This window comes from Flavobacterium mesophilum (genome assembly GCF_039581405.1).
GTDB lineage: Bacteria > Bacteroidota > Bacteroidia > Flavobacteriales > Flavobacteriaceae > Flavobacterium.
In genome coordinates, this window is sequence record NZ_JBCPXZ010000001.1 from 163,021 (window position 1) to 179,599 (window position 16,579).

The following is a 16,579-nucleotide window of genomic DNA, read 5'->3' on the forward strand; positions in this document are numbered from 1 at the left end:
CAGCAGTAAAAATAATTACTGCTGTTTTCTCCTAAATAACCAACAACTAAGTAAACAAATAAACCCTAACTTAATCTGGATTTGCCAATATTTTGTACAACTCAGCATTTGAAATGTAAAATTGGTTCTCCAAACTAATCTGAGATAATTTTGCGCTAACCAAATTATTTTCTCGCGAATTGATTAAAAAAATAGAGCTTTCGCCGAATGAAAAAAGCTTTTCTTCAGAATTAAGCATCGTCAAATAATCTTTAACCAATTGATCAATCACATTTTTTTGCTTTTTCAAAGATGTAATTTCGGTTTGCTGTGCTTTAATTTTGTTTTTCAATTCAAGCCTTTGCTGGTCGATATCGAATTTTAAATCTTGAATCTTGATCTTAGCCATTTTAAGACTTCCTCTTTCTTTTCTTAAAAAAATGGGAATACTGAAATCCACATTAAACTTATAGTCATCAGCGTTAAAAGAGTTCCAATACGACGGCTCAGAAATATAATTATAACCTACATTTAACTTTGGCAACATTGAATTTGCTTTCAGTTTTCTGTTGATTTCCAACATATCCATCTTTGTTTCCAAAGCTTGAATTTTCGGGTGTGCTTCCAAACTTTCAAGATTCACCATCATGGCATCTGTCTTAAGCGTTCCTTCTACTGTTTGACTTAGATTTTCTTCTGGCTTTACCATTTCGTCTAACTCTACTGGAACATTTTCAATCCATAAATAATTAGCCAGATATAATTTGGCTTTAGCCAATTTCAAATTTCCGTTTTCAACATTCAATTGTCTGTTTCTAACGGTGATTCCCGCTTCAACACTATCAATCGACGGCGCATCACCCAGCTCAATCAGTTTTTTTACACCTTCAAAACGAGTACTTGCAAATCCTAAATACTTGTTGTAAAGTTGTGCTTCGTTATAACTTTTTCTCCATTCAAAATACGCTTCGCTGGCTTTGTACAAAACTTCAATTGCTTTTAATTTTCGTTGCGCATCGCTTAATTTCAATTGTAATTTTCCTTCTCTTACATCCGCCATTCTTTGGTTGATAAACATTCCTTGACCTAAAGCAACACTTACCCCCAAAGAAGTCAAACCTGCTTCTGGCGTTTTATTCTGCGGATTGTAATATTGTCCGTCAGTATCATCAAAACCAGCTTTTATCTCGATTCCGTACCAAGTCGGAATTTTGAAGCTGCTGTTTAAAAGCGAATAATATTCAGTTCCTTTAAACTCTTTTTTACTGTAATCTACTTCAATTTTCGGATCAAATCCACCACGCGCAAGCATCAATTTTGCCTGTGCATTTGTGATTTCAAGATTCGCCTGTTTTACCAACGGATGATATTTTTTTACATATCCTAAAAATTCGCTGTAACTGAGTTCTTCTTTATTAAAATCCTGACTGTATAGGTTAGAAAAGCCAAATAGAAATAAAAGAGAAAACAGTATAGCTGTCCTCAATTTATTTTTTGTCTTTTCCATCTTTTGCCTCCTTTACATCTGACTTATAATAATTTGGCGGAAAACCATTCAGGTTTCGCCATATTTCATACCAAACTGAAACTGTTTCCAACAAAGCGATACTTTGCGCTCCTGCTCCAATACTCAATTCTTTTGGCCATTTATTATCTGGGCCGTCTGGCGAAATAAGTACTCGGTATTTTCCATTAGAACTGATGAAATTTTCAATTGCAACAATTCTTCCGCCATAAGTTCCATAAGATAATCCCGGCCATCCTGAAAATACGATTCTTGGCCAGCCATCAAACCAGACTCTGACTTTTGCTCCACGATGTACCAACGGAAGATCAATTGGATCAACATAGGTTTCAACCGCAATATCATAGCTTGCTGGCATGATGCTTACAATTGGAGTTCCCTCTTTAATAGTTTCTCCAAGACCTGCCAATAAAGCACGGTTTACATAACCACTTTGTGGCGCCGTAATGTAATACAAACCATTTCTCAGACTGTAGTTTACATATTGATTCTGAAGTTTATTCACTTGCGCCTCAGTGTCATATTGCGTACTTAGAGCCGTGAATTTATCACTTCTTGATTTTGAGATTTTCTCCGCATATTCCGCAGAAATCCTATTGATCTCGACTTTAGCGTTTATCAATTCGTTTTTACTGCTCAAAAGTTTATTTTGTTGCGTAATGATATAAGCTTCTGATTCTTGAAGTTTTAATCTTTTTTGCTCCACATCAGTAAGCGGTTTTAAACCTTCTTTATTCAATGCTGTCGAACGATCAAATTGCGTTTTTGCAATTCGCAATTGTGTTTTTACAGCTTCAAGATCCATACTATCACTTTTGATTTTCAGCTGTGACTGTCTTATTTTATTTTGCGCTTGTTGGAGTTTTAATTCTCTTTCTGTATTCAGCGATTTTGCTTGAACTTCAAGAGAATTCACTTTGTCTCCATAGGATTCCACAGCCATTTTTTTAGCATCAACTTGCTGTTTTGTGTTGTCAACAAGATTTGGATCCAAATAATCTTCTTTTACTTCAGAAATAAAAACAATGGTATCTCCTTTTTTCACATAATCACCTTCCTGCACATACCATTTTTCAATTCTTCCAGCAATGGCATTATGTACAGTTTGAGGTCTTTGATCTGGTTTTAAAGTTGTTACTGATCCGTTTCCTGAAATATTCTGCGTCCAAGGCAAGAAAAGACAAGCTACCGAAAAAGCCAAAAAACCAATTATTACTCTGTTTAAAATTTTATAATGCGGACGGCGCGCGACACTTGTAATCGAAGCGTACTTTCCCGGCGTTATAAGTATATTGTTATCTTTAGATATATTGAGCATGATTAAAGCTTTATGTCATTAATAATTTTTCCGTCGTCGATTGTAATCATACGATCGCATTTGTTCTTCCAAATATCATTTTTAGAAGTAACAATTACCGTCCAGTCATTTTCTTCAGAAAGTAAAAAATCAACAATTTTACCCGAAGTCAATTCATCCATTTTATCAACCGGATCTTCGAGGAATAATATGTTTGGCTTATGAACAATGCTTCTTGCTAAAAGTATTTTCTGAATATCCGAAGCAGATAATTCATGTCCGCCTGGATGCACTTGATGCTCCAAACCGTTTGGAAATGTTTTAATGTCTGGTGTTAAGCCAACACTGTCTAAAGCCCATTTCAAGTCGTCGTTATTCAATTCTTCATTCCCAAAAAGAATATTCTCTCTAATTGTGCCTGCAAATAATGTGTCACCTTGCAAATACGTTCCCGCCTGCGCTCTGTAACTGTCTTCATCAAGGCGATTCATAAACGTATCTGTAACATACATAGCACCGCTTTCTGGTTCTAATAAACCTGCGAGCAATCGCAACAAGGTGCTTTTTCCTGCACCGTTTGTTCCTCTTAATAATATCTTTTCACTCTGATTGATTTTCAGATTGATATTTTTTAGCGATTTTTTATTATGATCTGGATAATTGTAAGCTACACTTTCGGTTTCAATTGTAATTCCTGCTTCGTTTATTGCTGATTTTTCAGGAATACATGCAATTTCCATATCGGTCACCTGCCCTATTTTTTCTACAGAAGTCAACACATCATAAAATGATTCAAGTCCGAAAATGATTTTTTCTACCGAATTGATCAACAATACAATTACAATTTCAGCTGCTACAAACTGCCCAATGTTCATTTGATGGTGAATTACCAGAAAACCACCAATAGATAAAAGGGCAGCCGTAACAATTACTTTAAAAATAGTCAGCTGAATGTATTGTTTTTTCATTACCTGAAAGTGCTTTTCGCGGTAATTCACATATTGCGTTACGTAACCATCGTTGCGTTTTAAGGCATATTCAAAACCGCCTTTTTTCCTGAAACTTTCACGATTGCGTGCAATTTCCTGAAGCCAAGCGGCAACTTTGTATTTGAATTTTGATTCATTAAGACTCGTTTCAAGTCCGTCGTGATAAGAGAATTTAAAAATGACATATAGAATCACAATAAACAAAAGTCCGATTACCATAAAGAAAGAATGATACAAAACCAATAAAATGATTCCGAGACCAACTTGCAAAAATGCCGTACAGAAATCCAATAAAAGCTTAGCCGTACCTTTTTGAACCATCAAAGTATCAAAGAAACGATTGGCTTTTTCTGGCGCATATTCAGAATACATTTCTTTAAATTTGATCAAAGGCATCCTGTAAGCAAACTCAAAAGAAGAACGAACAAAAATTCGTTGTTGCAAATTCTCTACTATTCGAAGTTGCAGGATGGTCAAAACACCACCAAAACCAACTCCAACGGTAACTAAAATTACAAGAACAATCCAAGATACACTAAGCTGTCCGCTCTGAATAAAATTAATAATCGCCTGAATTCCTAAAGGCAACGACAGGTTTACCATACCTGCAAAAGCGGCGTAAAATATAATTTGATATACATCGCGCTTATCTAGTTTTAGCAAACTATAAAAACGTTTAAAAGGTGTCATGATTTTATGTAAATACAAGATTAATAGATAGATCAAAACATGGCGAGTAGCCATATTATGAGGTTTAGAATCGCTTCTAAATTCAAAAAGTCTTTTTTAATTAAAGCGCAATTTGAGGAGGGCGCAAATGAATTTTGCCATAAAACCCAAACAAGAAGACCGGGTTGCTTATGTAGTTTTTTGTATTTGATCTAATCAAGAAATATAAATCTGGCAATGCAGTGTCTAAAGGGACTATGTATTCTAATAATAGAATTCCTTTTGCCAGTTTTGTTGTTTTAGTATCTTTTGCTTCATAATCATCCAGTTCTTCTGAGATACTGTCGCAATTGAATATTTTTTTTAAAAAGTGACAAGTGATTCCTTTTACTGAATGCATTTCAGCATTCTCTTTAATGATTCTGCCAAAACTGTTTGATATGTTTATACTGCTAATCAAAAAATAGCCTATAAGCAACACCTGCAGGCATTTGCATAAAAAACTATTTCTGATTTGGCTTAACATATCTTCTAAATTTGAAGGCGCAATTTAGGTCGAAATTTTCAGCGCTACATTAAAATAACATTAGAATTGAATCTGTATCTGTTATTTTTTTCTTAATGAAATTGATGCTTAAATTGAGTCATTGTTTTTATTTTTCTTACAGCTTATTTTAACATAAATACCAGATAATGATGATGTTGCAACATCTAATTTATTGTTTCATTTTATAATATGAAACATCAAGACCAGTATTTTAGCGCTTTCTTTTTTTAATTTTGAAAAGCCCTCCTTTTTTCTTCCTACAAAATCAGCAAATTAAATGCAAATCATCATTAATTAATAATTAGGTGGTTATTTAATCTTTTTACCGCCTATAAGACCTTGATTGCTTATGGCACAATTTTACTTTTTTCCGAAAATTGAAAAATCCTTTACAAAACTGTGTTTTATCTTTGCTCTGCTGTTTCTAGCAAATTTTAAAACAAATGCACAAAACTGTACCGTAAATGCTGGAGTATTAAACGTTACGATTTGTGAAACTGATGCTTTGGTCTTGACAGGTAATAACCCAACACCAATAATTGGAACAGTAAAATGGACTCAAATTTCAGGACCCGCCGTAACCATAAATTCACCTACTAGTTCGAGTACAACAATTTCAGGTTATACTGGCGGTAATACTTATATTTTTAGATATAGCGCTACTTGTGGTGACGGAGTTTTGTCTTATCAAGATAAAGTTGTTAATGTTAAGCCTATTACAATTGCAAATGCCGGAAGCAATATTGCTAGTTGCCCTAATAATAATGGCACATTGGCAATTATAGGAAACGCTCCCCAAAACAGTGGAGAAACTGGTTTTTGGGAAATTGTTGGAGCCAATAACGCAGGAGTTGTAATCAATTTTCCAAATTTAGCTACCTCAACCATAACATTACCTACAACAAGTTGTGGTGTTACAACGCTTCAATGGGTTATTGAAGGTCCAGAATTTGCACCTGGCCAACGCTGTAGAACCACGTCTCAGATTACGGTAACAAATTATGGAGGTGTAAAACCGGTTTCGGCAGGACCAGACCAAACTTTAAGCAATTGTTATACCACAACCCAATCTACTAACCTTACTGGAACTTATGGTGGTTGTGGACTTAATGGACAAAATGGTCAATGGTCATTTGTTTCTGGACCAAATGTACCCACAATCAGCAGCCCAAATTCAAACAATACGGGGATTTCTAATTTAGTGGAAGGAACTTATACTTTTAGATGGACTGTTAACGGACCTTGTGCTTCTGGTAATGATTTAGTGGTAATAACTGTTCCACCTGCTACTCAAGATGTAACTCAATTACCAGGTGGAGATGAAAATATCTTCTTTTGTGACAACACTATAAATCAAGTTACTCTTGTGGCGCAAACTCCTTTGTATGCTGGAGAAACTGTTCTTTGGACACAAGTTTCAGGAGATCCTGGCGCTGTTATTGTTTCGCCTACAAACCCTACGACCTTAGTAACCAATATTTCATCAGCTGGAGCTCCATACCGTTTTAGATACACACTTACCAATAACAATACGGGTTGTGTTTTTACGAAAGATTATATTGTACAATACAATGGCCCAACCCGAACGATTATTGCCAATAACGGAAATGATATTGTCGGAAGCTGTAATGCTACCGTATTTACGATTCCACTTGCTGTCACCGGAACTGGATCAAATCAATACCGAATTGTAAGCGGCCCTGCACTTTCTCCTTTAGGTCCATTTCCAACCGCTTTGCAAGATGTTGGAAATTCGCTGACTTTAACGCTTACAGCACCAGGAGATTATACGGTTGAATTTATTAGAAAACAGACTGGGGCATTAACTGTAGAATGTGATTACGGTTTTGATACTTTAAATATTTTAGTTTCTGGAGACCCTACACCTTCAAATGCTGGAACCGATGTCAGTTTGCCCTGCGGTGACACCTCAACTATTCTATCGGGTGTAACCACTGATGATGGATTGCATTTTTGGAGCCAACTCAGCGGTCCAAATACAGCAGTTATTGCTGACAATTTCGCTATCGATACGCAAGTAAGCAATCTTATTTCTGGTACTTACGTCTTTCAGTATATTACAAAAGGTGGTGGTGCTACGTGTGGTTTTTCTGTAGCGACGGTTACTGTTTATGTATCCGACAGTTCCATAAGCAATGTTGATGCGGGACAAGATCAGGTCGTCTGTGCTAACTCGCAGGTCCCTTTAACAGCCATTGCGCCTGAAGCTGGTGAAATTGGAACGTGGAGCCAAATTTCAGGACCGGATACCATTACATTTTCTGATGTAAATGATCCTAATGCAGTTGCTTCCGGTTTTGCAACACCAACAGCAACATATGAACTGCAATGGTCCGTTTCTTACTTGCACCCTGGCCCTTCTTGCGGTTCTTCTGTTTCTGATAATGTTATAATAAATACCAGCAGCAGTCTTGCTCCTACTCCTTCAAACGCAGGTCCAAATGCCTGCTATACATCTGGAACAACTAGTTTTAATCTTAGCGGAAATACACCAGATTTTGGTGATATTGGTGTTTGGACAGTGCAACCATCGGCGGGAGTAGTTTTTACTGACGCTAATGATCCTAACACAATGGTAACAGTACCTGGAAATGGAACTTATGTCTTTACTTGGTCAATCACTTCAAGACTTAGAACTTGTCTTCCAAGTGAAAGCAGTGTTTCTGTAACAGTTGCAGAAACTCCTCCAATAGCTGATGCTGGTCCTGATCAAGAAATTTGTGGCAACACTATTACGATGGCTGCGACACAAAGTGGCGGATCAACAGGTACTTGGACACGAATTTCTGGTGTGGGAAATTATACAATCAGCGATATTCACGATCCTCATGCCGTTTTTACATTTAATTATAGTGGTTATTACATTTTTAGATGGACAGTTGATGCTAATATTTGTGGTCAGGCTTTTGACGATATCAATCTGACAATTGGAATTCCGCCTCACCCAGCATTGGCAGGACCCGATCAAAACATTTGCAACAACAGCAGTGTTACGATGGCTGGAAATAGTTACGATAGTTTCTTTGAATTAGGCCAATGGTCAGTACTGACAGGAGCTCCTAATCAGCCTACGATTGTTGATCCATCAAATCCAAATACAGTTATTAACGGACTTATTGCGGGTACATATACTTTTAGATGGACTATAACAGCAAAAAGTATCTTTTTATGTCCGGGTAGCTTTGACGATATGATCGTTGTGGTTGACCCTGCTGCGAATGCCGGGCCAGATCAAACTTCTTGCGATGTGACCAGTGTGCAACTTATCGCCAGTGAAAATTCTAGAGGAACATGGACCCTTACAAGTACAACAGGAAATGCAAATGATGTTGTTATTACGCAATCACCACCGGACAGTTACATAGCAAATGCAACCGTTGTTCCTGGAAATGATTATGTCTTTACTTTTACGACAATAGCTACAACATTTCCAGATGGAAGTTCTTGTGTTGGAACATCAGATTCTATGAATGTGACCATCTACAATGGCGCAAGTATTGATCCAAATGCTGGACCAGACCAAACTTTATGTATCAGCGATGTTGGTGGAGTTGCTACAATGAGTGGAAATGCTCCTCCTCCTGATGTTACCACCTTTACATGGCGTTTTGTTTATCAACCTGCGGGAAGTGTCGCTGTTATCGATACCCCTTCGGCACCGTTAACCACCGTTTCAAATCTGACTGTTCCTGGTCTTTATATTTTGGAGTGGGTTTTTGAAAGCAACAACTGCCGTTCTCTTTCTGATATTGTCCGAATCCAAATGAATGCGCCGCCAAGCACAGCAAATGCAGGACCTGATGACACCGTTGCTTGTCAAACTACTTACAAAACAGCTGCTGTACCGCCTGCAGTTGGTATTGGAACTTGGACATTTGCATCCCAACCTCCAGGTGGAAACGCTGTAATTGATAATCCAAACAGTCCTGTTACAACTTTATCCAATATTAATGTTTTAGGAACTTATATCTTAAGATGGACTGTTACTAATGGACCTTTTACGAGTCCATCATTATGTGCACCTACTTCAGATACTGTCGAAATAACATTTAATGATGTCCCTCCATCTGTTGCAAATGCTGGACCTGATCAAGAACTCTGTAATCTAGCCAGCACAACAATGGATGCCGTTGCAGTAACATCGGGCGTAGGTACATGGACACAGGTTTCTGGTCCAAACACAGCTAATATTGCGTCGCCAAATCTTGAAAATTCCTTAATGCTTGGACTGATTCCTGGTGTTTATGAATTTAAATGGACTGTTACTACAACTGCTTCAACAAGTTGTATTTCTGAAGATAATGTTCTTGTAACAATTTATCAAAATCCATCAACGGCCGATGCGGGACCCAATCAAATTGTACCTCAATTCTCGCCTATTAATCTGAACGCTGTCGCTCCAACAATTGGTACCGCCACTTGGACACAAACTGGTGGACCAAGTACAATTGGATTCTCAGATCCTTCAAGTCCAACTACTGCTGTAACCGGAACCATTCCTGGCATTTACACACTTCAATGGAATGTAAGCAACGGAAATTGCGCGGTTTCATCAGATACCATGACACTTACTATACTAGCTGTCGCAGATTTGGAATTGACTAAAACAGTAACGCCAACAACGGGTAGTGTTGGCGATGTTGTAACCTTCAATATTTCAGTATTTAACAATAATAATGCCCAAGGCGGAACTGTAACTGCAACTAATGTTGCTGTGCGCGATTACATTCCTTTAGGATTTGCAATTGTGCCTGGTTCAGTAAATTTAGCAGGACAATACAATGTAGGGGACAATACAATTACCTGGACAGGATTAACAATTCCAAGTGGCAATATAACTGTTTTGACTTTTAAAGCTACTATTCGAGCCGGAGGCCCCTATTTAAACATAGCAGAAATTATTGCTTCAGATCAATATGATCCAGACAGTACCCCAAATAATCAAAATCCTACCGAAGACGATCAGGATGATGCAATTGTAGTACTTGATGTTGCCGATTTATCACTTCAAAAATCAGTTTCACCAAATACTGTAAGTATTAATGACAATGTAATTTTTACCATTTCTGTTACGAACAGTGGGCCAAATAACGCTACTGGAATTACCGTTTCAGATCACTTGCCTTCTGGATATACTTATGTAAGTGATAATGGTGGAGGAAGATATAACAACACTACTGGAATATGGAATGTTGGAAATCTGAATAATGGAAATACGATCTCACTTCAAGTTACAGCGAAGGTAAATAAAGCTTCTGCAGCAAATTATGTAAATGTTGCAGAAATACAAACTTCTCACCAATTCGATCCTGACAGCACACCTGGAAACGGACTTCCGGAAGATGATATGAGCAGTGCAACCGTTAATTTAAAATTAGCTGATTTAGAACTTACTAAAGCGGTTTCACCAACTTCTGCGGCCGCTGGAGATCAAGTTTCATTTACACTGCATCTTTTAAATAATGGTCCTGGAAACGCGACTGGAGTTGCTGTAAAAGATATTATACCGGAAGGTTTTACTATAATTCCAGGCTCAGTATCCAATAGTGGTTTTTATAATGTTGCCGATGGCAGTCTAACTTGGCAGAATTTAGTCTTGACAACTGGGTCTTCCATAGATTTGACATTTAGAGCAACTGTAAACCCTTCAGGAACTTATGTAAACATAGCACAAGTAACAGCAAGTGACCTTCCCGATCCTGATAGTACACCAAATAATGATGATGGAGACCAAAGCGAAGATGACGAAGCTAACGCTCCGCTAACCTTTATAGGTCCAACAGCCGATCTTGAACTAACCAAAGAAGTAGTCGCTGGAAATACGAGTCCTGTAATAGGCACTCAAGTCTCTTTCAGACTTATTATTTCAAACAAAGGACCAAATAATACCACTGGAGTACTGGTGAGAGATCTTTTGCCTTCTGGTTATGAATTTGTGAATTATAGTTCTACTGATGGTCTTTATGATTTTACAACAGGAGTTTGGAATGTTGCAACGCTTGATAATGGTGCTTCAGAATCTCTTATCATAGATGCAAAAGTGCTTCCAACAGGAGATTATAAAAATATCACTGAAGTCATTGCCAGCAGTCTTCCTGATCCTGACAGTACGCCAAATAATGATGACGGAGATCAAAGTGAAGATGATGAAGACAGCGTTACTCTTACTCCTGTTCAGCCTCTAGCAGATTTATCGCTAACAAAAACAGTCAGTAATCCAACGCCATTAGTCGGTTCTCTTGTTACTTTTCAAATTGTCACAACAAACAGCGGACCTCAAGATGCATCATTTGTAACGGTTAGAGATTTACTTCCTTCAGGTTATACTTTTCTTAATTTCAATTCAACTAGTGGTACTTATGATCCCGTGACAGGTATTTGGTCATTAGATATTCTAAGAAATACGGAATCTGAAACGCTACAAATCAACGCAACCGTAAATCCTTCTGGCGACTACACAAACATTGCTGAAATAACAAACAGCAGTGTAGCAGATCCAGATTCAACTCCAAATAATGGTGTCCCAACAGAAGATGACTACGGAACTGCAACTACAACTCCTGTACCGCTCTCTTCCGATTTATCAATAACGAAGACCGTTAACAATCCAACACCTGTTGTAGGCTCTCTGGCAACTTTCCAAATCATTGTAACCAATAATGGTCCACAAGACAATACCGGAATTCAGGTTACCGATTTATTGCCTTCGGGTTATACTCTTGTTGGTTTTACTGTTACCACTGGAATATACAATCCAACGACTGGATTATGGAATATTGGAAGTTTGTTAAATGGCAATTCTGAAACCTTGCAAATCGTAAGCACAGTAAATAATACCGGTGATTATCTTAATGCTGCTGAAGTAACAGCTGCAGATCTTCCTGACCCGAATTCAACTCCAAATAACGGAGATACGACAGAGAATGATTATGCATCGGCAATTACGACTCCAATTGTACAATCTTCTGATTTGTCAATAACCAAAACCGTAAACAATCCGACTCCTGTAGTAGGCACTCAAGTTACTTTTGAAATTATACTGTCTAATAATGGCCCTAACGATAATACGGGTATTCAAGTAACTGATCTACTTCCATCTGGATATACTTTTGTAGGATTTAACAATTCAAAAGGAACTTACAACCCTATAACTGGAATATGGACTATAGGAGATTTGATTAGTGGGAATCTAGAAACCCTTGAACTCGTTGCAACGGTAAATGCTACAGGAAATTACCTGAATGTAGCAGAAGTTACAGCCGCTGATCTTCCGGACCCTAACTCAACGCCTAATAACGGTGTTATTACGGAAAACGATTATGCATCTGTTTCAACAACTCCAATACCACAATCATCAGATCTTTCCATAACTAAAACGGTTAATAATGCGACGCCTTTGATTGGTTCAACAGTTACTTTCCAAATCGTAGTTACCAATAATGGATCAAATGATAATACGGGTATTCAGATAACTGATCTACTTCCTTCTGGCTATACATATTCGTCATATACCACTTCTAAAGGAACTTATAATCCAACAACAGGATTGTGGACTGTCGGCAATTTATTAAACGCCAATTCAGAGACTTTGCAACTTTATGCAACTGTAAATGCTTCTGGAGATTATACTAATATAGCGGAAGTTACCGCGGCCGACCAGCTTGATCCTGATTCAACTCCAAACAATGGAATTACAACTGAAGATGATTATGCCGAAGCTTCAACTACTCCAGTTGCTCCTTCTGCCGACTTGTCTTTGACTAAAACTGTAAGCAACACAACTCCATTGGTTGGCTCACAAGTTACTTTTAGTGTAACGATTAACAATGCAGGTCCGCAAGACACAAATGGCGTAACTGTAACCGATTTATTGCCTTCTGGATATAACTACGTTTCATATAGTGCAACTGCTGGAAATTATGATTCTGCAACTGGATTATGGACAATTGGAGCAGTTCTTGTGTCTACCGCTTATACTTTACAGGTAACAGCAATTGTAAATCCTTCAGGAGATTACCTAAATATTGCAGAAGTAACCGCAAGCGATCTTCCTGATCCGGATTCAACTCCAAACAATAATGTTGCAACTGAAGATGATTATGCAACAGCAACCATAACGCCGATTGCACAATCTGCTGATTTATCTTTAACTAAATCGGTAAACAATACAACGCCTTTAGTTGGTGCGCCAGTTATTTTTGAAGTTGTAGTAACCAATAATGGCCCACAAAACACAACGGGAGTTACGGTTACAGATCTTCTTCCGTCAGGATATACGTTTAGCAGTTTCACAGTTTCTAGCGGAACTTATAATGCAACAAGCGGTTTATGGACAATTGGAAATCTAGCCAATGGAGCTTCCGAAACCTTGCAAGTAACTGCAACCGTAAATCTTACTGGAGATTATACTAATATAGCAGAAATTAGTGCTAGCGATCTTCCGGATCCAGATTCAACTCCGAATAACGGCGTTACAACTGAAGACGATTATGCAACAGCAACCATAACACCGACGACGCAAGCATCAGATTTATCTCTCACCAAAACCGTAAACAACGCAACTCCATTAGTTGGTTCACAAGTTACTTTTGAAATTGTGGTAACCAACAGTGGTCCGCAGGATAATACAGGCGTTCAAGTCACCGATCTGCTTCCGTCTGGATATACTTATAACGCATTTACAGTTTCAACAGGAACTTATAATCCAACAACTGGATTATGGACAGTCGGAAACTTAATCAATGGAAAATCTGAAACATTACAAATTACGGCAACAGCTAATCTAACAGGAGATTACCTAAACATTGCCGAAATAACAGCAAGCGATCTTCCTGATCCAGATTCGACTCCGAATAACAACGTAACAACTGAAGATGATTATGCAACGGCAACCACAACACCAATTATTCAAGTTGCAGATTTATCTCTGACCAAAACCGTAAATAATGTAACTCCATTGACTAGTTCACAGATTACTTTTGAAATTGTGATTACTAATAGTGGACCACAAAATACAACTGGAGTTGAAGTCACTGATTTATTGCCTTCGGGATATACATATTCAAGTTTTACGGCTACCAAAGGAACTTACAATCCAACAACAGGTAAATGGAACATTGGGTCATTATTAAATGGCGACTCTCAAACTTTACAAGTTACAGCGATTGTAAATCCAACAGGAAACTATGCCAATGTAGCTGAGGTAACAGCAAGTAGTCTTCCTGATCCAGATTCAACGCCAAATAATGGTGTCACAACTGAAGATGATTATGCAACCATATCCATAACTCCTAAAGAAGCATTAGCTGATTTAGCCGTTGTGAAAACTATTATTGGCGGTAATTTCAATCCAATTTTTGGTTCAACGATTACTTTTGAAGTTCTAGTAGTTAATACTGGGCCTCAAGATGCTACTGGAGTTCAAGTAAAAGATCTTCTGCCAAGTGGTTATGAATATATTGTTTATAGCGCTACAAAAGGTCAATATCTAAATGGTTCAGGAATTTGGAATATTGGAAGCCTTCCAAACGGAACAACCGAATCTTTATTGATTACTGCAAAAATTAATAGAACTGGAAATTATGAAAACATTGCTGAAGTTTATGCTTCTGACCAAAAAGATCCTGATTCAACACCTAATAATGGTGTATTTGGTGAAGATGATTTAAGCGTGGTTCTCATCTCTCCTGTACTAGCAGTCGCAGATCTTTCAATAGAGAAAAAAGTAATAAACAACAACCTAACTCCAGCAGTTGGTTCGCAAATTTCATTTTCGGTTACGGTAAGAAATGATGGACCAAGCATTGCTACAGGAGTTACTATAAAAGATATTTTGCCACCAGGATATGATTACATCTTCAACAGTGCGACATCAGGAAGTTATGATCGTGTAACTGGAATATGGAATCCCGGAATTATTTTGCCAGGAAATAGTCATACACTCATCATTAATGTTTTTGTAAAAAATCCAACTGGCTCGGCAAATGAATATCTGAATACTTCCGAAATAATGACTTCTGATCAATTTGACCCTGACAGTACACCTGGAAACGGCATTACAACAGAAGATGATTATGATAGTATTGCTGTAACACCAGTAATTGTAATGGCCGATTTATCTGTAAATAAAACGACACTAACTGGAAATACTAGTTATGATGTGGGTGATACAGTAGTCTTTAATGTTACAGTCACAAATGATGGTCCGGGCGATGCTTCAGGCGTTGAGGTAAAAGATCTACTTCCGAAGGGATTCAAATATGTAACAAGTTCAGCTACTAGCGGAATCTACAATTTTGTTACAGGAGTTTGGCGCGCAGGAATTGTAAACAGTGGCAATACGCAAACATTAGATATTTATGCTACTATAAATCCGCCATCGGGCACTTCGGGCGAATATTTGAACATTGCAGAAGTTACCGCAAGCAACCTACCCGACCCTGATTCAACACCAAATAATGGAGTAACCACAGAAGATGATTACGATAGCGTTCAAATCAATGTCAACATTGCCGATTTAAGCCTTGAAAAAACCATCAATAATAAAAACGCCAATGTAGATGAGGTTGTAACATTTACTCTTCAATTAGGAAATGACGGACCTGCGCAAGCAACTGGTGTCGCGGTTGAAGATTTAATTCCGCTTGGATATAAAAATATTTCGAATATCAATCAAGGTGGAATCTTTAGCAGTAATACAATACGATGGGTTGATTTGACTGTTCCTGTTGGCGGTATTACCCTAACCTATCAAGCTACCGTGGTCAATCCGCACGGACTTGACAGTTACGATTATCTGAATATTGCACAAGTCACTGCAAGCAACCAGTTTGATCCTGATAGTAAACCAAATAATGATAACGGAGATCAAAGCGAAGATGATGAAGATTCTGAATTCATAAACATTCCGTCAACAGATATTGCCATTACAAAAGAAGTCGACAAAACGGATGTTCCAATGTATTCAAGTGTGGTTTTCACCATTACAGCGGACAATCTTGGAAATTTAGCTGGAACAAATGTAGAAATTCAAGACTTGCTTCCAAAAGGATATGAACTTACGAGTTATACTGTTTCATCAGGAACTTATGACGGTAAAACGGGAACTTGGTTAATTCCGGTTATTAATGCAAAAGGCTCTCAAACTTTGACGATTACTGCTAAAGTAGTTGATGTAAATAGTTATTTAAATACAGCTCGTCTTATCAAACTTGATCAAATTGACACTAATGCATCAAACAATCAAGACAATGCGACTGTAAAACCAAATTGCTTGAAAATTTACAATGAGTTCTCTCCAAACGATGATGGACAAAATGATACTTTCTACATTGATTGTATCACGCAATTTCCAGATAATCAACTTGAAGTTTTCAACCGTTGGGGAAATATCGTTTACTTTAAAAAAGGCTACGATAATACTTGGGACGGAAAGGCCGAAGGATCTGCAAAAACACTTCCAGAAGGCACTTACTTCTATATTCTTGATCTCGGTGATGGTTCTCCAAAAATCTCAGGCTGGGTTTACATTAAATAATTAAGAATAACCAAAA

General features: G+C 37.7%; 5 protein-coding genes. 1 reads left to right on the top strand and 4 read right to left on the bottom strand.

The features are described from left to right. Window positions 1-70: 70 nt before the first annotated feature. The 4 genes from AAYQ19_RS00640 to AAYQ19_RS00655 form a co-directional block, all read right to left on the bottom strand. Window positions 71-1,486 (bottom strand): TolC family protein, encoded by a 1,416-nt coding sequence (locus AAYQ19_RS00640; protein ID WP_343532775.1) that lies wholly within the window; start codon window positions 1,484-1,486, stop codon window positions 71-73. Further along, window positions 1,467-2,822: an HlyD family secretion protein gene (locus AAYQ19_RS00645; RefSeq protein WP_343532777.1), complete on the bottom strand. Its 1,356-nt coding sequence runs from the start codon at window positions 2,820-2,822 to the stop codon at window positions 1,467-1,469. Before AAYQ19_RS00645 ends, AAYQ19_RS00640 begins: the two co-directional genes overlap by 20 nt. 2 nt (window positions 2,823-2,824) lie before the next feature. Next, complete coding sequence (locus AAYQ19_RS00650) at window positions 2,825-4,480, bottom strand: peptidase domain-containing ABC transporter (RefSeq protein ID WP_343532779.1); 1,656 nt, start codon at window positions 4,478-4,480, stop codon at window positions 2,825-2,827. A gap of 100 nt (window positions 4,481-4,580) precedes the next feature. After that, entirely contained in the window at window positions 4,581-4,919 is a 339-nt protein-coding gene (locus AAYQ19_RS00655; RefSeq protein ID WP_343532781.1) for a hypothetical protein, read from the bottom strand. Window positions 4,920-5,355: 436 nt separating this feature from the next. Between AAYQ19_RS00655 and AAYQ19_RS00660 the strand changes: the two genes are divergently transcribed. After that, window positions 5,356-16,563 carry a PKD domain-containing protein gene (locus tag AAYQ19_RS00660; RefSeq protein ID WP_343532783.1) on the top strand — a complete coding sequence of 3,736 codons (11,208 nt, stop codon included), beginning with the start codon at window positions 5,356-5,358 and terminating at the stop codon, window positions 16,561-16,563. Window positions 16,564-16,579 lie beyond the last annotated feature (16 nt).